Source organism: Ruegeria sp. CDSA141, from assembly GCF_059612005.1.
In genome coordinates this window covers 112,279-132,460 of record NZ_JBXWPT010000002.1, presented here as the reverse complement: position 1 = coordinate 132,460, position 20,182 = coordinate 112,279, and the positions used below count along the sequence as shown (strand labels likewise).

Below are 20,182 nucleotides of genomic sequence, written 5' to 3'. Positions count from 1 at the left end.
CCTTCGACCGCGTCTTTCGATCCACTGTTCCCGCCCGGCATACCACCGGGCGGGATTTTTTAACCAGAATACCGGAGACATCAGATGCCCCTGTCCCACGATGAAATTGCCCGGTTTCTGAAATCCGTTCATCCCTATGACGCGCTGCCGTCTGACGCCCTGGACCAGATCGTCAAGCAGATCGAGGTCTGGGAGGTTGAGGAAAACGCTTCAGTCTATGAACTCGGCCATACCCTGCCCGGTGTGTTCGTGATCTATGAAGGACAGGTTGAGATCACCGACGAGAACGGTGCAGTCGTTTCTCATCTGGGGTTGCGCAATTCCTTTGGTGAGCGCGGCCTGTTGAGAGACGGCAAAGCCGCCACCAAAGCCCGCGCGCATACACCATCGGTTCTGATGCTACTGCCACCGGATCTGGTCAGGCGGTTGATTGAAGGGCACGATGTCGTCGCCAAATTCTTCGATCGAACCCGGGGCGATCGCAGCGGTCCCCAAAGCCTTGCGACCAGCTCGATTGACGTTCTGATGGCGCGCAATCCTGCCACCTGCCCTGCGGACACGTCGGTTCAGGAAGCGGCCCAGATCATGCGCGACAAACATATCTCGTCGCTTTGCGTGACCGACGGAGATATCTTGAAGGGTATAGCCACCCTACGGGACATTTCGGGCAAGTATGTTGCAGATGGTTTGCCAGCAACCACACAGATTTCGGAAATCATGACTGCAAACCCCGTGACCCTGTCACCCAGTGATATCGGCTCGGATGTTCTTCACATCATGATGGAGCGCGGCATTGGCCACATCCCGATTTCCGAAGGAGGTCGTCTGGTCGGGATCGTGACACAGACCGATCTGACACATTATCAGGCCGTCAACTCGGCCGAGTTGGTTGGCCGCATTGCTAAGGCGGACACTGCTGAAGAAATGGCGCGAGTGACTGCAGAAATTCCGAAACTGCTGGTACAGTTGGTTGCTGGCGGGAACCGGCACGAGATTGTCACGCGGCTCATCACCGATATTGCTGACACTGCTACCCGCCGCCTGCTGAAACTGGCTGAAACCGAACTGGGACCGCCCCCTGTACCCTATTTGTGGCTGGCCTGCGGCTCACAGGGGCGGCAAGAACAAACCGGCGTATCCGATCAGGACAATTGCCTGATGCTGGATGACAGCGTCACCGACGCCGATATGACCTATTTCACCAAACTGGCCAAATTCGTCTCGGACGGGCTGGACGTCTGCGGGTATTTTTACTGCCCCGGCGACATGATGGCGACCAATCCGCGCTGGTGTCAGCCGGTTTGTGTCTGGCGCGACTATTTCAAGGGCTGGATTGCCACGCCAAACCCTGAGGCGCAAATGCTGGCCTCGGTCATGTTTGACCTGCGCCCCATCGGCGGCGCGTTTGAGTTGTTTGCCGACCTGCAAGCGGACACTCTGGCAGCGGCCCGAGCAAACTCGATCTTCGTCGCACACATGATTTCAAACTCGCTGAAGCATACGCCCCCCCTGGGCCTGCTGCGCGGTTTCGCGACGATCCGCTCGGGCGAGCATCGCAACACGCTGGATCTGAAACACAACGGAGTGGTGCCCGTTGTCGATCTGGCACGCATCTACGCATTGCAGGGCGAACTGACCGAAGCCAACACCCGCGCCCGCCTGAAGGCAGCCGAGTCCAGCGGTGTGCTCAGCCCCTCTGGTGCGCGTGACCTGCTGGATGCCTATGATCTGATCGCAGAAACCCGGCTGGAGCATCAGGTTCGGCTGGTTAAATCCGGAGCGATGCCCGACAACTATCTGCCACCGTCCGAATTGTCGGACTTTGAGCGAAGTCATCTGCGCGATGCCTTCGTGGTGGTAAAAACGATGCAATCGGCAGTTGGCCACGGCAAGGGAATGCTGGGCTGACATGCGTCTGAGGAACGGAGAGACCAAATGTTTCTGGAACTGATCGGTACGGTTTTTGCGGGGATCGCATTTGCAGGCATCGTTCTTCTGTTGAACAAGCTGACCGGAGGACGTTTGCCGAAATGGACCACTCCGGTTGCCGCTGGCCTCGGTATGATCGGAATGACCATCACCAGCGAGTATTCCTGGTATGACCGCACGCGCGACCAACTGCCCGAAGAGATGACAATCGTGCAAGAGGTCGAAAGCCGCGCATTTTATCGTCCCTGGACCTACGCAGTACCGTTCGTTGATCGCTTTGCCGCAATCGACACCGTATCTGTGCGGACAAATGAAAACGTTCCGGAACAACGGCTTGTCGATCTCTATTTCTTCGGCCGCTGGGCTCCGGTATCGAAGCTGCCGGTTGCTGTGAACTGTGCAGAAAACCGCCGCGCCAACCTGGCAGATGGCGCCGAGTTCGCCGATGACGGGCGCCTGGTGAACGCTGACTGGATTGCAGCCGGGGACAACGATCCCATTATCGAAGCCACTTGCGGGGTTTGATCATGCTTACCGGATTAAGTCTGAGGGTCAGGATTTTTCTGTTCTTCTGCCTCCTTGCTTTTGGAGGGGTTGCGATAAGTGCCACCGCTCTATGGATCACCTATTCCCGCGCGGGAAATCCCGATCTGTTGAATGATTTCGTCTTTGCTGAAATCCTGATCGGATTTGGATTACTGGCACTGGTTGCAGGTGTTTGGCTGCTGTTTGACGACAACGTCGCCAAACCGATCGAACGGCTTTCCGCCCAGCTGCGTGCCCGTGCTCATGCCGGTGTAAGCACCGACCTCGACATGCAGGCCGCGCGTTATCTGGGCGATCTTGCCCCGGCTGCAGCGGGATTGGCGGAACAACTCGCCTCGAACGCCATGCGCACAGCCGAAGCCGTCGCCGCGGAAACTGCGCATCTGGCTGCGGAGAAACAACGCCTGACCGCCCTGCTGACCGAAATCCCGGTGGCCATGCTGCTGGCCAGTCCGAAGCATCAGATCGTTCTGTACGACGGGCAGGCGGCCGAGGTTCTTGCCCAGATCGCGCATCCTCGTCTGAACGCGTCTCTTTTCGAATATCTCGAAGCCACCGGCCTGACAGACGCTTATGCCAAGATGTGCAAAACCGGAAAGGACGTCTATTGCACCCTGTCCAGCGTGGATGGGCGGCAGACATACTCCGCCCGGATGAAACCCTTGGGGGATGCACCCGGATATATGCTTGTCTTCGAAGACAGCGCGGCACATATGTCACCGGACGATGCCCGCCCGCTGGTCTATGATTTCGAACTTCTCAATACACCGGGGGATGACGCGTTCGAAAACCGCCCCCTGTCGGATCTGTGCTTCGTGGTGTTCGACACGGAAACAACCGGTTTGCTGCCTCACAAGGATGAGATTGTGCAGATCGGCGCCGTACGCGTTCTGAATGGCAAAATCGTTCAGGGTGAGCATCTGGACATGCTGGTTGATCCCGGCATTCCAATTCCACCTGCCTCGACCAAGGTACACAAGATCAGCGACCGCATGGTTCATGGCGCGCCGGATATTGCCGAAGCCGGGCGCGTTTTCCATCAGTTCACGCGTGACGCGGTGATCGTGGCGCATAACGCCCCGTTCGACATGGCGTTCCTGCGTCGTCATGCCAAACGGATGGGTGTTGAATGGGACCATCCGATACTCGACACGGTCCTACTATCTGCGGTGCTGTTCGGGGCCAGCGATACACACACGCTGGACGCCTTGTGTGAACGGTTGGAAATTACGATCCCCGACGCTTTGCGCCATACAGCACTGGGCGATGCGGTTGCCACAGCCGAGGCATTGGTCAAGATGCTGCCGATCCTGCAAGCCCGTAGCCTGACAACCTTTGGCGAAGTGATTATGGAAACCCGTAAACACGGTCGTTTGCTGGAAGACCTGAACTGACGGCTTATATTGAACTCGGCAGTCAGCTTTTCATGGACAATCCGGGCCACGCATGGCACCTGATGCGCGGCCAAGGATTAAGCGCGCAATGACCGAAAAGACCTTTACACCGACCCCGGATCAAAGCCCCGCCTTTCGGGAAGCACTCGGATGCTTTGGCACCGGCGTCACGGTAATTACCGCGCAATCCGACGAAGGTCCGCGCGCCATAACAGTGAATTCATTTGCGTCAGTCTCGTTGGAACCGCCACTGGTCTTGTGGTGTCTGGCCAGGGAATCATTCCGTTTCGATACGTTCAGTACCTGTGATCTCTATTCTATCCACGTCATGGCACAGGATCAGCAGGATCAGGCGTTGCGGTTTGCACGCGATGGAGCGGATTTCTCACATGCAGACTGGACCGAGGATGCGGTCGGGCGTCCACGTCTGGCCCAGTGTCTGGCCCGGTTTGACTGCCGTCTGCATACCCGTCATGACGCCGGCGATCATCTGATCATTGTGGGTCAGGTGGAACAGGTCATGTATCGCACCGGCAAAGGGCTGATCTTCAAACGCGGACAGTTCGGCGGTTTTGTCGACCTGATCTAATCGTCCAGCGACCCGTGAACCGCGAGCGCTTCCAGCTCGGCATCCTGTGGAGTGATCACCCGAAAAGCTTCGTGGACGCCTGTGTCGGTCAATTCCCTTGCGACAATCAACAGCGTGTTGGCCGCGTGGTCTTCGCACAGTTCCGACATGTGATCGATTTCAGCTTGGGCGACACCCAATGCCGCATCTATCGAGGGCGCGCCATAGAACTGCACAAAATGTTCGGCCAGATCACGCGTGATCTGGTTTTTCTCTGCGGCTTCGATCTGCGTCACGGCCACAAAAGTTACCCGGCCAAAGGTTTCCAACCCCAGCCAGCCATTCGCAAATGCCTGTCGCGCCTTGCCTTCAAGATCACCCTGGCCCCAGTTCGAAAACTCGAACCCGCCCGAAACGCACCACTCTCCGGTGCGAGCCGGGGAATGAAACACGTTCATGTCGCTTTCGTCGAAATGGATTGCTCGGGCCAGTTTCATTATCGGTTCTCCAACAGTTCGGTCAGGGGACGAAGGTGCGTATCGACCCCGTCGCGGATCAGCATCCCGAAACGTTCATCCGTTCCAAGGAATACGCCTCCGTCGATCAACGGTTCGCCTACACCACGCAGCAGGCCCATCCATTCGGCGTGCAAGGAGGCGTTGCCATCCTCCTGCCAACGGTTGAGCCAGGTCAACATGTGTCGTGACCAGCTTTCCACCAGCTGCGTTGCCGAAACCTCGGTACAGCCTTCATCGTACAGCGCTGTGATATCGGGGGTTTCGCCCGGCGCGTCGCTGGTTTGCAACAGCGTCAGTTCCCAACCAACGATAAGCCAGTCCGGCTCTTCCTCGGGCATTGATGTCGACGCAGCCGCACGGAACCGGCCGCAACGCGCGCCGTTTACACAAATCAGGCCATCCCAACCCAAATGCACGGCAACCTCTGGCGGGGCCAAAGCGCCCAGCGCGTTCTGGAATCCCACTGCGCAGAGCGGCAGCATCACCATCGCATCCTGCAACGGCACCTCGGGGGCAAAAACAATTGCCACCCGCAGGAAATCCGCCTGAACGTTGTAAACCACCGTCCCCGCGTCGCAGCCCAGCGCCGCCATTGCCAGCGCGCGCGCGAACGGGTCCTCTCCGCCCTGCACAGGATTGCCTGTCAACAGTGGGGGGAATACCGGTTGGCTCATGCGTTGCCCTTGGCGATCAAGTCCCGGGCGATTTTGCGGAACGCCTCGGCCTGCGGGCTGTCAGGTTTGCTGACGACAATCGGCGCGCCTCCGTCAGCGGCGACCCGGATGTCCAGATGCAAGGGGATTTCACCCAGCAACGGCACGCCCAGCGCCTCTGCCTCGGACTTGACACCACCATGACCAAAAACATGTTCTTCATGTCCACAGTTCGAACAGATATGCGTGGACATGTTTTCGATCATCCCGACAATGGGTGTCTTGAGCTGATTGAACATGTCGATCCCTTTGCGGGCATCAATGAGGGCTACGTCCTGTGGCGTCGAAACGACAATGGCTCCGTCCACCTGAAACTTCTGGCTCAGCGTCAGTTGCACGTCACCGGTGCCCGGTGGCAGATCGACAATCAGAACATCCAACGCGCCCCATTGCACCTGGCTCATCATTTGTTGCAGCGCACCCATCAGCATCGGCCCCCGCCAGACAACCGCCTGACCTTCATTGGTCATCAAGCCCATCGACATCATGGTGACGCCGTGGTTGCGCAGTGGTAGGATCGTCTTGCCGTCAGGGCTGGCCGGACGGCCCGAGACACCCAGCATCCTGGGCTGCGACGGCCCGTAGACATCGGCGTCCAGCAAACCCACACGTCGTCCTTCCGCAGCTAATGCGCAGGCAAGGTTGGCCGATACCGTGGATTTGCCTACCCCACCCTTGCCGGACGCAACGGCGATGATCCGATCCACACCCGGTACCGCCTGCGGCCCGGTTTGTGATGGCTTGGGTTTCGGTTTCAGATCCGGCGGCGCCTTTTCGGAATGCGCGGTCATCATGGCCGAAACACTTGCAACGCCTTCAACCATGTGCGCGGCCTTTTCGGCCGTAGCGCGGACAGGTTCCATCTTTTCCGCGTTCTTCGGGTCGATCTCAAGCACAAAGCGCACAGTATCGCCGTCTACGTTCAGGGCACGCACGATGCCCGCACTTACAATGTCCTGCCCGGAAATCGGGTCGGTGATCTTTTTCAGGTTCGCCAGAACCGCGTCACGAACACTCATGCTTGTTCCCCTTGATGTGCCCTGCTGACAGGGGCGTGCGTATCGACTCACCGCTCATTGCACGTGTCTCCGTCTTTTTCTGTTCAATTGACGCATCCCACCCCGCGAAGTTACGTTGAGCCATGCGCTTTGTCCTCTTGTGCCTGAGCCTGACGCTCTCTGCCACCCCCTCTTGGTCACAAGAGGCTATTGGCCTTGCGGCCCCGGCAGACGTGAACGGCTCTGGCCTGTTGCAACATATCCTTCCTCGCTTCTCTCTCAAGACCGGGATCCGCGTTATTGCGGACGACGCCGGGGTTATGGTGCTGGAAACCGCGCCGCCCGGTGATCCGGTCTTTGCCCGCGGCGAGGTGATCTATCACCTGCGTATCGAAGACAGTGACCGCCAGGCCCGTTTTCTTGAATGGCTGAAGTCGGATATCGGCAAGCGCACGGTGGAAAGCTTTGCTCCGGCACAGGGAGAGCCCTTTTCTGCCAGCTTCGACCTCGCAGTTGTTGAGGCCGATGACATCGTCGATGGCGACACCCAACTCGGCGAAGAATTGTCGATGACCCATTGCGGACGCTGTCATGTTGTCGGGCCAAAGAACCGCATGAATGGCCTGGGGTCGACACCCTCTTTCGCCGTTCTGCGCGCAATGCCTGACTGGTCGCGGCGGTTCGAGGCGTTTTTCACCCTGAACCCCCACCCTGCATTCACGCAGATCGACGGGCTGACGCCCCCTTTTGATCCCGAACGCCCTTCTCCAATTCACCCGGTTGAGATGACATTGGATGATCTTGACGCGATTCTGGCGTTCGTATCGCGCATCGACGCCGCAGATCTGGGTGCCCCTCTAAAGCTTCAGTGATCCTTTCTGTCCGAATAGTAATCCTCGGTTCTGACGACCCGAGGCCTGGGTTTTGACTGGAACGGATTGTCTTGCTGTTGAAACTGCACGTTCACCCGGCAATTGTCACACATCTGGATCATCCGCGCCTGATCTGAAGTCGCGAACATCGGGTGCGTACCCGACAGCTTCTCCATGATCCGCTCAACCGTGGATTTCACGCCGAACAGCGCCCCGCATTCTACGCAGGCAAAAGGTTCCTCTTCGTTCAGAACCTGCTGTGACAGGGCCGCATCGCTGAGATCAAGTTGTGGAACAAGAGTGATCGCGTCCTCGGGGCAAATGGTCTTGCACATCCCGCATTGCAGACAGGCGTCTTGCTGGAAGTTCAGTTGCGGCTTGTCCGGGTTGTCGATCAAAGCACCTGATGGGCACAGCGACACACAGCTGAGGCACAGGGTGCAGCTATCGGTGTTTACTGCAACCGCCCCGTAAGGCGCATTCTCGGGCAATGGCAAAGGCGCGTCGGCCTGCGGGTTCAGCGCTTGAGCTGCCAGCCGTGCAATTTGCCGGCGATTGCCCAACGGCAGAACCGGATCAGACAAAGGTCGGGGCACCGCTTGCCCGTACAGCAGATCGGACATCGCATCGGGGTCAACCTCATCAATCAGATCTATGCCCTCCGAGCCTGCAATGGCATGAGCCAATTCGAGTTCCTGGTTCAGCGCTTGGCGTTCGGTCGTCGGGGCCAGAAGAACATCCACCCGTGCAAACCCATGCGCCAGAGCCGCCAGCATCTCGGCATGGCCAAAGCCAGAAATTACGTTCAGTTCCAACGGGATGACATCCGAAGGTAATCCGCGCCCAAAACGAGCAGCCAGCCGGATCATCTCAGCTCCGTGGGCGTCATGAACAAGCAACCGAGGCACGGTGCCACCAGCCCGGCGATAAGTGCGGGCCAGAATATGCATCCGCGACAACAGCGCCGAAACAGGTGGGTCTTCATAGGTTATGGCCGTTGAAGGGCATAGCGCAGCGCAAGCACCACAGCCGGCACATACCATCGGATCGACGGCGACATACTCGCCCGCTGGGGAAATCGCTCCGGTTGGGCAGATATCCAGACAGTTGGAACAGCCCACCTGCCCGGCGCGGGAATGGGCACACAGGGTTTCTTCCAACCGCACATAGAGAGGTTTTTCAAACGTTCCCACCAATTGTGCAGCTTCAAAAGCCAGCCTTTCCACAGCAACCGCATCCTTGGGATCAGCTCGCAGGTAGCCCTCGCGCTTTGCCGGAGCCTGAACAAAAGGTGTTTCACCCGCCAGATCAACGACAATGTCGCACGCAGAAAGCGCTCCGTCCTTTGGATCGGTCCATGCAAAAGCGCCGCGCCCTCCGGGTACGACTTGCTGCAGCGCGTCCAGCCGCAAGGAAAACCCACCGAGCGCACCGGAAACCGAACGAAGCCGCCCCCGCACCACGTCATAGTCCCGTGAGAGAGGATCCGACAGATCGGTCGTCATGACGGTCACAGCCATTGAGTCGGCCAGACGCTCTGCCAGATCAAAGGCCACCGTACCGGGCCCGATGATGAAACAGGTGCCTTCACTGAAGACATCCACGCTGGGCGTGACGGGTTGCGGCATTACGGCCTCGGTCGCCAAGGCCGCCATCTTGGGGGTCGCATCCGCACCTTGATCTGACCACCCTGCCCGATCGCGCAGATCGACAAATCCGGGCGCATCGATATTCAGGTCTTCGGCGAGTGATCGAAAAACTTCCTGCTCTTGCAGGCAGGCAATGACTGTTTCGCCTTCTTTCATCAGCTTGGCGGCTGATTTCAGTTCGGTTGTACAAAGCGCGGTGTGCACTCTGGAACACCTGATACTGCAAGCGCTCTCAATCACGTCCGGGTCCAACGCCTGAGTACCGGCGCAATCGCATAGCAGTAGTTTGGTGCCCATATCCCCTCCTCGGGAAACCGTTCTGGTCCCATGCACACTAGGCTGTACCCCCGGCAAGACAACTTCAACCCCTTGCCGCACGCCCTGCTCCAGACTGCATTTCGGGCCAAATTGTCAGAAAACATAAGCGTTCATTGGGCCTGCTCACGCAGTTGCTACGCTGGATTACGACCAAAGTCGTAGAGCTTAGGCTTGGCACACAGCCAGTTTGTGTACCATAGTGGACTTGCAAAGGCAGGGGAGAGCCTTTCGGGGAGGAGCCAGTGGCCAAGGCCGCAAGCCAGACTGAAATGCCGGTTGGCGTCATCGTGCGCAAGACACCTGGGGTCACACGTTGGGCCCGGTGGAACTGGCGTGCCGTTGCCCTTTTACCCGGCGCAGGAGCAGCCAACTGGCAGGAGCTGCGCCGTGAAGGCGATGCGGTCGAGTATCATGCCGCCACCCTGCCACTGACGCTCTGGGCAGATGAAACCGAAGCCTACATGGTCAACCTGTCGGATGGACAGCCTTCGCTATACCTTGTGCTGCGAGACGAACTGAAGGGTGACACGCCCCTGAATGCAGTTCTGATCACCGCCTCTCCGTTCGAAGGGCAGGACTATGCGGATACCGGCGAAGAAATTGTCGAGAAAATCCCGATGACCGAAGGGCTGATCGCCTGGGTTCGGGATTTCACACTGAAACATCATCAGCACGAAGTTTTCGTCAAGCGCCGCCGTGACAAGAAACGGACCGATCTGGTGGAAGACGGCAAAGGTGACGCGCGTATCAGGCAGGAATCGGACGTTTACCGCGCCCCCAGGAAGGTGTTCCAATGACGCGGCCGCGTGATTTCTGGTCGCGCCGAAAGGCCGCTGTTCAGGCTGAAGCCGAAGCCGAGGTTCTGGTTGCGGAAGACCAGGTGATCGCGGCTCAGCAAGCGGAGCTGGAGGAAAAGACTGACGCGGACATTCTTGCTGAGTTTGACCTACCCGATCCGGACATGTTGCAGCCCGGCGATGATGTTTCGGGTTTTATGGCCAAGGCCGTGCCAGATCGCCTGCGTCGCCGCGCCCTTCGTCGGCTGTGGCGGTTGAACCCGGTTCTGGCCAATGTCGACGGGCTGGTTGATTATGGCGAGGATTATACCGATGCGGCCTGCGTGATCGAAAACATCCAGACCGCCTATCAAGTTGGCAAAGGCATGCTGGCGCATATCGAAGCACTGGCGGCCGACGCAGAAGAAACAACAGACGATGTCGTTGAAAGTGAAGCCGATACGCGTACTGAACCCGAGGCCGCGCCGGTCGAACCCGATCTCGTTCCCGAGCCGGTATCAGCCGCTCGGGCGGAAGAGCCGGAGGAATTCGACCTTCCCCCGGCACCACGTCGAATGACATTTGAATTTGAAGGATGACCGAATGACCGCAAGTGACGCGCATGCTCTGGACGTTTCAACCGAGGATCGCCTGCGCGCGGATTTCTACAACTTTCTGGGCTTGCTGCTGGCCGGCCCGCCCGACCAGATGCTGCTGGATCAGTTGGCTGGTCTGGGCGGCGATGACACTGACTTGGGCCAGGCCATTCAAGCCATTGCGCGGGTCGCCAAGGTCACCAAGCCCGCCGGGGCCGAGCGGGAATTCAATGCATTGTTCATCGGTTTGGGTCGGGGCGAATTGCTGCCCTATGCCAGCTTCTACCTGACGGGTTTCCTGAACGAAAAACCCTTGGCGCAGCTGCGCAACGACATGGCGGTACGTGGGATGACACGGGCCCAAAACGTGTTCGAGCCTGAAGACAACATAGCATCATTGATGGAAATGATGGCCGGAATGATCGTTGGGCGTTTTGGCACCCCAGCCTCACTGGAAGACCAGAAAGCGTTCTGGAACAAGCATATCGGTCCTTGGGCCACGCATTTCTATTCAGATTTGGAAGCCGCCGAGAACTCGGTTCTTTATGCATCCGTCGGCACCGCCGGTCGGGTTTTCATGGAGATCGAGCGCGAAGCATTCCGGATGACGGCGGGGTAACCCGCAAATCGCCGGTGTCCAATGGGCACCAAACCGCAATTGGGACAGGAGGAGCCCATGAGCAAGACCAAGGAAGAAGGCGCCACACGCCGCGACTTCCTCAAACTGGCCGGAACCGCAGCACCTGCTGCCGTTGCCGCCGCCAGCCTGACCGGGAAAGCCGAAGCGGCCGAGTTGCCGACCGACGATACCCGCATTCAGGATACTGCGCATACACGCGCCTACATCGAAAGCACCCGGTTCTAGGATCGGACGTTTTCACACCCGACTGACGGTTGCGATTGGCCCCGACGTCGGCTTCAGCAGTACCAAGCCAGCCGTGGCACACACGGCGCGCAAGGGAGGAAACAAATGCTTAGGAAAAAGACCAACGGGGTTGCGAGACGCCCCCAGCGGACAAGTATCCTGTCCCAGGTCGGCGAGAAAACCGTCGATCGCCGCGCATTCCTGCGTGGCTCGGGCCTGACGATCGGCGGCCTTGCCGCGATCAGCGCCACGGGTGGAACCGTGACGCCAGCGAGTGCCCAGACAGCGGCGAACACCGCCGTTGAAAACATCAAATCCGTATGCACCCACTGCTCGGTCGGCTGTACGGTCGTTGCCGAAGTGCAGAACGGTGTCTGGATCGGGCAGGAACCCGGTTGGGACAGCCCGTTCAACCTGGGTGCACACTGCGCCAAAGGGGCATCGGTTCGCGAGCACGCCCATGGCGAACGCCGCCTGAAATATCCGATGAAAAAGGAAGGCGGAGAGTGGAAGCGCATCAGCTGGGAAGAGGCGATCAACGAGATCGGCGACGGCATGATGAGTATCCGCGAAGAATCCGGGCCAGACAGCGTATACTGGTTGGGTTCCGCGAAACATAACAACGAACAGGCCTATCTGTTCCGCAAGTTCGCGGCCTATTGGGGCACGAACAACGTGGACCATCAGGCCCGTATCTGCCACTCGACCACTGTTGCTGGCGTTGCGAATACATGGGGCTACGGCGCCATGACCAATTCGTACAACGACATGCACAACAGCAAGGCGATCTTCATCATCGGCGGCAATCCGGCCGAGGCGCACCCCGTCTCGCTGCTGCATATTCTGCGCGCAAAAGAGCAGAACAACGCACCGCTGATCGTCTGCGACCCGCGCTTTACACGAACCGCGGCCCATGCGGATGAATATGTCCGTTTCCGTCCCGGCACAGATGTTGCGCTGGTCTGGGGTATCCTGTGGCACATCTTCGACAACGGTTGGGAAGACAAAGAGTTCATCCGCACCCGCGTCTGGGGCATGGATCAGATCCGCGAAGAAGTTGCCAAGTGGAACCCGGATGAGGTGGAACGCGTCACCGGTACTCCGGGGTCGCAGCTGAAGCGTGTTGCCCGCACGATGGCGAACAACCGTCCCGGTACGGTCGTCTGGTGTATGGGCGGTACACAGCACACCAACGGCAACAACAACACCCGCGCCTATTGCGTGCTTCAGCTTGCGCTCGGCAACATGGGCACCTCTGGTGGTGGCACCAATATCTTCCGTGGCCATGACAACGTTCAGGGCGCAACGGACCTAGGTGTTCTGTCCCACACCCTGCCCGGTTATTATGGCCTGTCAAAGGGAGCATGGGGCCACTGGGCACGTGTCTGGGGTGAAGAGCCTGAATGGCTGGCGGGTCAGTTCGCGTCGATCAAGGACAAGGAAGGCAAGGATAAGTCGCTGCAGAATGAGCGTGGCATTCCGGTCTCCCGCTGGATCGACGGTGTTCTGGAAGATCCGGCGAACATGGATCAGGACAACAACGTCCGCGCCATGGTTCTGTGGGGTCATGCGCCGAACTCGCAAACGCGGGGCCCGGAAATGAAGACGGCAATGGAAAAGCTGGACATGCTGGTCGTAATCGACCCGTACCCCACCGTTTCTGCCGTTCTGCATGACCGCACCGATGGCGTTTACCTGCTGCCGGCCTGCACACAGTTTGAAACGCGGGGCTCGGTCACGGCTTCGAACCGTTCGCTGCAATGGCGTGACAAGGTGGTAGATCCGCTGTTCGAAAGCTTGCCGGACGAGGTCATCATGGCCAAGTTCGCCAACAAGTTCGGCTGGGCGGATCGGCTCTTCCGCAATATCGAGATGGAAGACCCGGAAACCCCGAATGTTGAAAGCATCACGCGTGAGTTCAACTCGGGCCTCTGGACCATCGGATATACCGGTCAGTCGCCGGAACGCCTGAAAAGCCATATGGCCAACCAGCACACGTTCGACAGAACCACGCTGCAAGCCATTGGTGGACCAAACGACGGCGAGTATTACGGTCTGCCCTGGCCCTGTTGGGGCACCGCCGAGATGGGTCATACGGGGACACCAAACCTCTATGACATGTCCAAACCGGTGGCCGAAGGCGGCCTGACCTTCCGCGCCCGCTTCGGTGTAGAACGCGATGGTGACAACCTGCTGGCCGAAGGGGTCTATAGCGTCGGATCTGAAATTCAGGATGGATACCCTGAATTCACGATGCAGATGCTGATGGACCTTGGCTGGGATGGCGATCTGACGGCTGAGGAACGCGTGGCGATTGATGCCGTGGCAGGACCAGAGACCAACTGGAAAACCGACCTGTCCGGCGGTATCCAGCGGGTTGCAATCGCCCATGGCTGTGCGCCCTTCGGGAACGCCAAAGCCCGCGCGGTTGTCTGGACCTTCCCGGATCCGATCCCACTGCATCGCGAACCTCTCTATACGAACCGGCGCGATCTGGTGGAGGACTATCCGACCTACGAGGACCGTCAGGCCTATCGTCTTCCGACCTTGTATGCCTCAATTCAAAAGAACGACTTTTCAAAGGATTATCCGATAATCCTCACGTCAGGTCGTCTGGTCGAATATGAAGGCGGCGGCGAAGAAACCCGGTCGAACCCGTGGCTGGCCGAACTGCAACAGGACATGTTCGTCGAGATCAACCCCCGCGATGCCAACAACCTTGGTATTCGGGACGGGGCGCAGGTTTGGGTGGAAGGTCCCGAAGGCGGCAAGGTCAAGGTGATGGCGATGCTGACCAACAGGGTCGGTGCCGGCGTGGCGTTTATGCCATTCCACTTCGGCGGCCATTTCCAGGGTCAGGATTTGCGGGACAAATACCCCGCAGGCGCTGATCCCTATGTGCTGGGTGAAAGTTCCAACACCGCCCAGACCTATGGCTATGATTCAGTGACCCAGATGCAGGAGACCAAAGCGACTCTCTGCAAGATCTCGGCAGCGTAAGGAGGACGATAAATGGCTAGAGCAAAGTTTCTCTGCGACGCTGAACGCTGCATCGAGTGCAACGCCTGCGTAACTGCGTGTAAGAACGAGCACGAGGTGCCCTGGGGCATCAACCGCCGCAGGGTGGTGACGATCAATGACGGTAATCCGGGCGAACGCTCGATTTCGGTGGCCTGCATGCATTGTTCCGACGCGCCCTGCATGGCGGTTTGCCCTGTCGACTGCTTCTATCAGAACGAAGAAGGGGTCGTCCTGCACTCGAAGGACCTGTGCATTGGCTGCGGCTATTGCTTCTACGCGTGCCCATTTGGCGCGCCGCAATACCCGCAGGCTGGTAACTTCGGATCGCGTGGCAAGATGGACAAATGTACCTTCTGTGCCGGCGGCCCCGAGGAAACGCATTCGACCGCAGAGTTCGCCAAATATGGTCGCAACCGGATCGCCGAGGGCAAACTGCCCATCTGCGCCGAGATGTGCTCCACCAAGGCCCTGCTAGCTGGTGACGGCGACGTGGTGTCCGCAGTTTACCGTGAACGCGTCGTGGCGCGCGGTTTCGGCTCGGGCGCCTGGGGTTGGGGTACTGCCTACGACCAGAAAGACGGGTAAAACCCGGCCTTAGAAAAATGGCCTCCCGCCACGTGCGGGAGGCTTTCCGGATGCTTCGAGCAGGGATCCGTTTCCTGCATTGGCACAACAATCTATTTTAGAGGCGCACATGACCAATGATGTTTACTGGCTGCTGAAACTTGACCTAGATCTGGATAAAAAGGGTGAGTTCGAAGCGCTTATGGCAGAGATGGTCGCGGCCACGCAGCAGGAGACCGGCGCCAGAAGCTATGAATGGCACATGACCGGTTCGGCCGTCCATATCTTCGAACGCTACGCCAGTTCCGAAGATGCCATGATACATATGCAGAATTTCGGTGCGCATTTTGCTGAACGTTTTCTGGCCTTTCTGACACCAGTGGGATTGGACGTTTATGGTCCGGCCAAGGATGATCTTCGCGAAGCACTCACGCCAGTCGGCGCCGTTTTTCACCAGCAAATCGGTGGATTTGACCGCTGATATGAAAATGCACAGGAGGATACCCCTATGCGCCTGATTCAGTACCTGCTCGTTTCGATTTTTCTAACCGGAGCCGCATGGGCGCAAGAGACCTCTGAACCCACGGCGGATGAGCGCACCTCGACCGGCGGAGCGACAACCCTGGAAGATATTCTTGCCCGGCAACGTGGTGAGAATGTCGACAACAGCTATCGCTCTGAGAATACCGGTCAGGGCAATGCAGAGGGGTTGCTGGGCCAGCTTGGCACGCGCGGCGTGGCCTCGGACAGCGACGTATACCGCGCATTGCGCTACGGCTCGGCTGATGTGACGGTGTCGTCGCATGGCCCTGCGGCGAGCGTGTTGATTCAGGATGGCGGCATGTGGTGGCTGAACTTCCGCACCGGGCCACTACGCGAATACGGCACCTATATCGTTGCCGGGATGCTGGGTATCATCCTGCTGTTTTTCCTGATCCGTGGCAAAATACGCATCGACGGTGAAAAAACCGGCCGTACGGTCACGCGTTTCAACGGGTTTGAACGGTTTGGTCATTGGCTTTTTGCGGGGTCGTTCCTGATCCTTGGTGCAACTGGCCTGCTGACGCTTTACGGGCGTGACTTCCTGATCCCGCTGTTCGGGAAGGAAGGGTTTGCCACCATTGCGCAAGGTTGCAAGTGGCTGCACAACAATCTGGCCTGGGCCTTCATGCTTGGCCTGATCATCGTCACGGTAAACTGGATCGCCCATAACATCCCCAACCGCGTGGATCTGAAATGGCTGGCCGCAGGCGGCGGATTGTTCACCAAGAACAGCCACCCGCCGGCAAAGAAGTTCAACGCGGGCCAAAAGATCATCTTCTGGGCGTGCATCCTGCTGGGCGCATCGATCAGCCTGTCGGGTCTGTCGCTGTTGTTCCCGTTCGAGATGCCCTTGTTTGCAAAAACCTTCCAGATCGCCAATTCGACCGGTATTCCGCAAATGATGGGCCTGAACCTGCCGGTGCAGATGTCGCCGCAGGAAGAGATGCAATACGCCCAAGTCTGGCATGTGATGGTGGCTTATGTGTTCATTGCGATCATCGTGGCGCATATCTATCTCGGCTCTGTCGGAATGGAGGGCGCATTTGACGCCATGGGCACCGGCGAGGTCGAAGAACAATGGGCGCGCGAACACCACTCGCTGTGGCTGGAGGAAGTTCAGGAAAAAGAGGCAGGCAAGGCCGCCGCCTCACCCGCTGAATAGATGCGGGGGCTGGTTCTGGCCCTGGCGCTGATCCCGCTGCCCGCCTTGGCCGAATTCTTCACACTCAAAGGGCACGGCGGCCCAATCATGGGAATCGCCACAGCCCCGGACGGGCGTATCGCAACTGCCAGTTTCGACAATTCCGTCGGGCTATGGGCTGATCAGAACCCCGAATGGCTGGAGGGCCATGAAGCTGCCGTGAACGCCGTTGCCTTCAATGGTACTGCCATCTATTCCGCCGGAGATGACTTCACTCTGCGCAAGTGGCCCGGTGGCGACGTGATTGGGCGCCATCAGGGCAAGATCGTTGGTCTGGCAGCGTCCAAGACACACGTTGCGACCGCCAGTTGGGACGGAACAATCGGGGTGTGGCCCGTAAACGGAACCGGCCCCACTACTCTTGGGCCAACCGGAAGCGGTGTGAACGCCGTGGTGTTTTCTTCTGACGGCACACAGCTTTATTCGGCAGGTATGGATGGATCGCTGCGTATCTGGGACGTGATGAGTGGGCAAGAGATCACCCGTCTCATCGAACACGGGTTCGGCATCAACGAACTGGTCCTGAATGAACCAGACAACTGGATCGCTTACGGTGCTGTTGATGGCGTGACCCGAATACTGGACCTTTCCACAGGTGAAGAACGTGATTTTACGCTGGATCGCCGACCCATCCTTGCCTTGGCACTCAGCCCGGATCGCAGGCTTCTCGCCGTGGGTGACGGCGAAGGTTATATCATGATCATCGATACCGCCGAATGGCGTATCACGCGGGATTTTCGCGCGACGTTGCGAGGGCCAGTCTGGGCCCTGGCCTTTTCCGTCGATGGTGAAAACATCCATGCGGGCGGAATAGACGAGGCCATGTACAGTTGGCCCGTAACCGCCTTGTCCGACCAGCAACAAATGGTGGCAGCAGAGCCGAGTTTCCTCAAAAACCCTGACGAGATGGAAAATGGTGAGCGTCAGTTCGCGCGCAAATGTTCAATCTGCCACAGCCTGACACCCGACAGCGAACGCCGCGCAGGTCCTACCTTACACGGGGTTTTCGGCAGACGGGCCGGTACGTCGCCCGGATATTTATACTCGGACACGCTGCAAGGCTCTGACATCATTTGGAATGACGAAACAATAAATGCTCTTTTCGACGAAGGGCCTGACCATTACATTCCGGGGTCTAAGATGCCGATGCAGCGAATTACGGCAGCTCAGGATCGTCAGGATCTTATTGCTTTTCTGCGCCGCGCAACGGGTGCCCGGAACTGAACTGGAGGAGACCATGAAAGCCTTTCTTGCCGCAGTCGCCGCAATGGTCGTCATTGCAGTAGCAGCGCCTTTTGTGCTGGAGCAGATCGGATTCAGCGCCGCCGACGCCACGTCCGGCTCTGCCGTGCGCCTCGACTGAATGTCGCAATACCTGACCACCCGCGAACTGGCCGATCTGCTGCGCATTGGCGAGCGTAAAGCCTATGATCTCGCCTCGTCAGGCGAGGTGCCCTGCGTGCGCGCCATGGGCAAACTGCTGTTCCCGCGCGCCGAGGTTCTTGCCTGGCTCAACGCTTCGCGATCCGGTCCACAGGTTGCCGAACCGCCCCTGCCCCAGATTGTTGCCGGCAGCCACGATCCCCTGTTGGACTGGGCGCTGCGCGAAAGCGGTTCGGGGCTTGCCACCTATTACGACGGTTCTTTTGACGGGCTGACAAGGCTGAGTGAACGCAACGCACAGGCTGCGGTGTTGCACATCCACGAAGATGGAGGGTTCAACAAAGACTCTCTTCGGGGCGCCCTTGGCGAAGCACCGGTGATCCTGTACGAAGTCGCCCGGCGCAAGCGCGGGCTGCTTCTTGCCCCGGGCGTATCGGATATCAGAACATTCGAAGATCTCAAGTCGCGCCGCCTAATCATGCGTCAGGACAGTGCAGCCAGCCAACGCCTGTTCGAAACACAGCTTGAAGCACATGGCATGTGCCGAGACGATCTGGACGTAACCCCCGGCTGCGCACGCACCGAAGAGGAACTGGCCATCGCCCTTCACGACCAAAAGGCCGAGGTTGGCTTTGGGTTGGGTGCTTTGGCAGGGCTTTACAACCTGGGTTTCGTCCCCACCCATTCCGAGAGGCTGGATTTGGCGATTTGGCGCAGGTCATATTTTGATCCGCCAATGCAAAAACTGATAACGCTGCTGCGCTCGGATCAATTTGCGCAAAGGGCCCATGAATTCGGTGGCTACGACCTGTCAGGCCTGGGCACGATACACCACAACGGTGCCAGCGGGTGAACCATCATCCACCTTGTTCCTTGTCATGGTACTTCTGCCGCAGGCCAGCTATTGGGCGTTCGGAAAGAACACCTGCTGCCCGTCCAGCCTGAACGACGCGATCGCCTCCTGCCCGTCCGGCCCCGTCAGCCAGTCGATAAAGCGTTGACCGGCAGCTGCCCGCACATGCGGGTGTTTTTCAGGATTCACGAGGATCACACCGTATTGATTGAACAGGCGCGGATCCCCCTCGACCAGAACGCCAAGGTTTCCCCGGTTTCCAAAAGACAACCACGTGGCCCGATCCGTCAGCGTATAGGCATCCATTCCACTGGCCACGTTCAGCGTCGCCCCCATACCAGATCCGGTCTCGCGATACCAAGCACCCGAAGCCTCGGCAGGGTCCAGCCCGGCCGCGGACCAATGGCCCAGCTCGGCCTTGTGCGTTCCGCTGTCGTCACCACGAGATGCAAACGGAACTTCCGCCTCGGCGATTCTTGAGAGCGCGGCCAACACATCGGTGCCGCCGCGAATTCCAGCAGGGTCAGACTTGGGGCCTATCAGAACGAAATCATTATACATCAGATCCTTCCGCTCCACGCCCCAACCGTCAGCAACGAACTTCTCCTCGGCCGGTTTGGAGTGAACCAAAAGAACATCCCCGTCCCCGTTGATGGCGTTGCGAATGGCCTGACCGGTGCCCACTGCCACAACACGGACATCGATACCTGATTCGGCTTCGAACCACGGCAGGATGTAATCCAACAGTCCCGAGTTCTGCGTTGACGTTGTCGACTGCACCACAATAAATGGTTCTTCTGCTGAAACCGTGCTGGTCAACAGGCCCAAAGCTATCACCGCTGCCCGAATTGGTTTCCGGAACATCACACTCTCCT

The 20,182-nt window shown here is 58.6% G+C and carries 21 protein-coding genes; 16 read left to right on the top strand and 5 right to left on the bottom strand.

The genetic code is table 11. From position 1 onward, the window contains the following. Positions 1-84 precede the first annotated feature (84 nt). The 4 genes from AC2FLP_RS04585 to AC2FLP_RS04570 all read left to right on the top strand — a co-directional run bounded on the left by AC2FLP_RS04585 (position 85) and on the right by AC2FLP_RS04570 (position 4,458). Complete coding sequence (locus tag AC2FLP_RS04585) at positions 85-1,908, top strand: putative nucleotidyltransferase substrate binding domain-containing protein (RefSeq protein WP_496681819.1); 1,824 nt, start codon at positions 85-87, stop codon at positions 1,906-1,908. 27 nt (positions 1,909-1,935) lie between these two features. Beyond that, a complete protein-coding gene (locus tag AC2FLP_RS04580; RefSeq protein WP_117869244.1) occupies positions 1,936-2,454 on the top strand; it encodes a hypothetical protein in 519 nt (172 codons plus the stop codon). Between the two features lie 2 nt (positions 2,455-2,456). Beyond that, positions 2,457-3,869 carry a 3'-5' exonuclease gene (locus AC2FLP_RS04575; protein WP_496681815.1) on the top strand — a complete coding sequence of 471 codons (1,413 nt, stop codon included), beginning with the start codon at positions 2,457-2,459 and terminating at the stop codon, positions 3,867-3,869. A gap of 88 nt (positions 3,870-3,957) precedes the next feature. After that, a complete protein-coding gene (locus tag AC2FLP_RS04570) occupies positions 3,958-4,458 on the top strand; it encodes a flavin reductase family protein (RefSeq protein WP_299896334.1) in 501 nt (166 codons plus the stop codon). On the opposite strand, the gene AC2FLP_RS04565 is transcribed toward AC2FLP_RS04570, so the two are convergent. From AC2FLP_RS04565 to AC2FLP_RS04555, 3 genes are read right to left on the bottom strand one after another with little or no spacing between them, the layout of a single operon-like run. Then, a complete protein-coding gene (locus AC2FLP_RS04565) occupies positions 4,455-4,934 on the bottom strand; it encodes a DUF6505 family protein (protein ID WP_117869246.1) in 480 nt (159 codons plus the stop codon). The genes AC2FLP_RS04570 and AC2FLP_RS04565 overlap by 4 nt on opposite strands. Continuing rightward, positions 4,934-5,629, bottom strand: a complete 696-nt coding sequence (locus AC2FLP_RS04560) for a biotin/lipoate--protein ligase family protein (protein WP_299896332.1) — start codon at positions 5,627-5,629, stop codon at positions 4,934-4,936. Before AC2FLP_RS04560 ends, AC2FLP_RS04565 begins: the two co-directional genes overlap by 1 nt. Next, a complete protein-coding gene (locus tag AC2FLP_RS04555) occupies positions 5,626-6,687 on the bottom strand; it encodes an Mrp/NBP35 family ATP-binding protein (RefSeq protein WP_299896331.1) in 1,062 nt (353 codons plus the stop codon). The genes AC2FLP_RS04560 and AC2FLP_RS04555 overlap by 4 nt, the downstream gene beginning before the upstream one ends. A gap of 122 nt (positions 6,688-6,809) precedes the next feature. Between AC2FLP_RS04555 and AC2FLP_RS04550 the strand changes: the two genes are divergently transcribed. Beyond that, entirely contained in the window at positions 6,810-7,538 is a 729-nt protein-coding gene (locus tag AC2FLP_RS04550) for a c-type cytochrome (RefSeq protein WP_299896329.1), read from the top strand. Here AC2FLP_RS04550 and AC2FLP_RS04545 read toward each other — a convergent pair. Further along, positions 7,532-9,484: a 4Fe-4S binding protein gene (locus AC2FLP_RS04545; protein WP_496681810.1), complete on the bottom strand. Its 1,953-nt coding sequence runs from the start codon at positions 9,482-9,484 to the stop codon at positions 7,532-7,534. The two genes, AC2FLP_RS04550 and AC2FLP_RS04545, sit on opposite strands and share 7 nt — an antisense overlap. Positions 9,485-9,747: 263 nt before the next feature. Between AC2FLP_RS04545 and AC2FLP_RS04540 the strand changes: the two genes are divergently transcribed. From AC2FLP_RS04540 to AC2FLP_RS04490, 11 genes are all read left to right on the top strand, one after another. Further along, a complete protein-coding gene (locus tag AC2FLP_RS04540) occupies positions 9,748-10,302 on the top strand; it encodes a DUF3305 domain-containing protein (RefSeq protein ID WP_299896325.1) in 555 nt (184 codons plus the stop codon). Then, positions 10,299-10,880 (top strand): DUF3306 domain-containing protein, encoded by a 582-nt coding sequence (locus tag AC2FLP_RS04535; protein ID WP_299896323.1) that lies wholly within the window; start codon positions 10,299-10,301, stop codon positions 10,878-10,880. Before AC2FLP_RS04540 ends, AC2FLP_RS04535 begins: the two co-directional genes overlap by 4 nt. Positions 10,881-10,884: 4 nt before the next feature. Then, positions 10,885-11,496 carry a TorD/DmsD family molecular chaperone gene (locus AC2FLP_RS04530; protein ID WP_496681807.1) on the top strand — a complete coding sequence of 204 codons (612 nt, stop codon included), beginning with the start codon at positions 10,885-10,887 and terminating at the stop codon, positions 11,494-11,496. Between the two features lie 57 nt (positions 11,497-11,553). Next, a complete protein-coding gene (locus tag AC2FLP_RS04525; protein ID WP_117869254.1) occupies positions 11,554-11,742 on the top strand; it encodes a ubiquinol-cytochrome c reductase iron-sulfur subunit N-terminal domain-containing protein in 189 nt (62 codons plus the stop codon). Between the two features lie 105 nt (positions 11,743-11,847). Further along, positions 11,848-14,742 carry a formate dehydrogenase subunit alpha gene (locus tag AC2FLP_RS04520; protein ID WP_496681804.1) on the top strand — a complete coding sequence of 965 codons (2,895 nt, stop codon included), beginning with the start codon at positions 11,848-11,850 and terminating at the stop codon, positions 14,740-14,742. Positions 14,743-14,754: 12 nt separating this feature from the next. Next, positions 14,755-15,348 (top strand): formate dehydrogenase FDH3 subunit beta, encoded by a 594-nt coding sequence (gene fdh3B, locus AC2FLP_RS04515; protein ID WP_010439472.1) that lies wholly within the window; start codon positions 14,755-14,757, stop codon positions 15,346-15,348. Positions 15,349-15,457: 109 nt separating this feature from the next. Further along, positions 15,458-15,808, top strand: coding sequence for a putative quinol monooxygenase (locus AC2FLP_RS04510; protein WP_299896313.1), 351 nt, complete (start codon positions 15,458-15,460; stop codon positions 15,806-15,808). Positions 15,809-15,835: 27 nt separating this feature from the next. After that, positions 15,836-17,032 (top strand): formate dehydrogenase subunit gamma, encoded by a 1,197-nt coding sequence (locus AC2FLP_RS04505; RefSeq protein WP_117869257.1) that lies wholly within the window; start codon positions 15,836-15,838, stop codon positions 17,030-17,032. Further along, entirely contained in the window at positions 17,033-18,295 is a 1,263-nt protein-coding gene (locus AC2FLP_RS04500) for a c-type cytochrome (RefSeq protein WP_496681801.1), read from the top strand. A 13-nt stretch (positions 18,296-18,308) separates the two neighbouring features. Beyond that, the gene (locus tag AC2FLP_RS04495; RefSeq protein ID WP_256369669.1) at positions 18,309-18,434 is read left to right on the top strand and encodes a hypothetical protein; all 126 of its coding nucleotides are present in this window, start codon (positions 18,309-18,311) and stop codon (positions 18,432-18,434) included. Continuing rightward, positions 18,435-19,307 carry a substrate-binding domain-containing protein gene (locus tag AC2FLP_RS04490; RefSeq protein WP_496681798.1) on the top strand — a complete coding sequence of 291 codons (873 nt, stop codon included), beginning with the start codon at positions 18,435-18,437 and terminating at the stop codon, positions 19,305-19,307. It abuts the gene before it with no gap. Positions 19,308-19,355: 48 nt separating this feature from the next. Here AC2FLP_RS04490 and AC2FLP_RS04485 read toward each other — a convergent pair whose 3' ends face one another. Next, positions 19,356-20,171 (bottom strand): ABC transporter substrate-binding protein, encoded by an 816-nt coding sequence (locus AC2FLP_RS04485; protein ID WP_299896302.1) that lies wholly within the window; start codon positions 20,169-20,171, stop codon positions 19,356-19,358. Between the last annotated feature and the right edge of the window lie 11 nt (positions 20,172-20,182).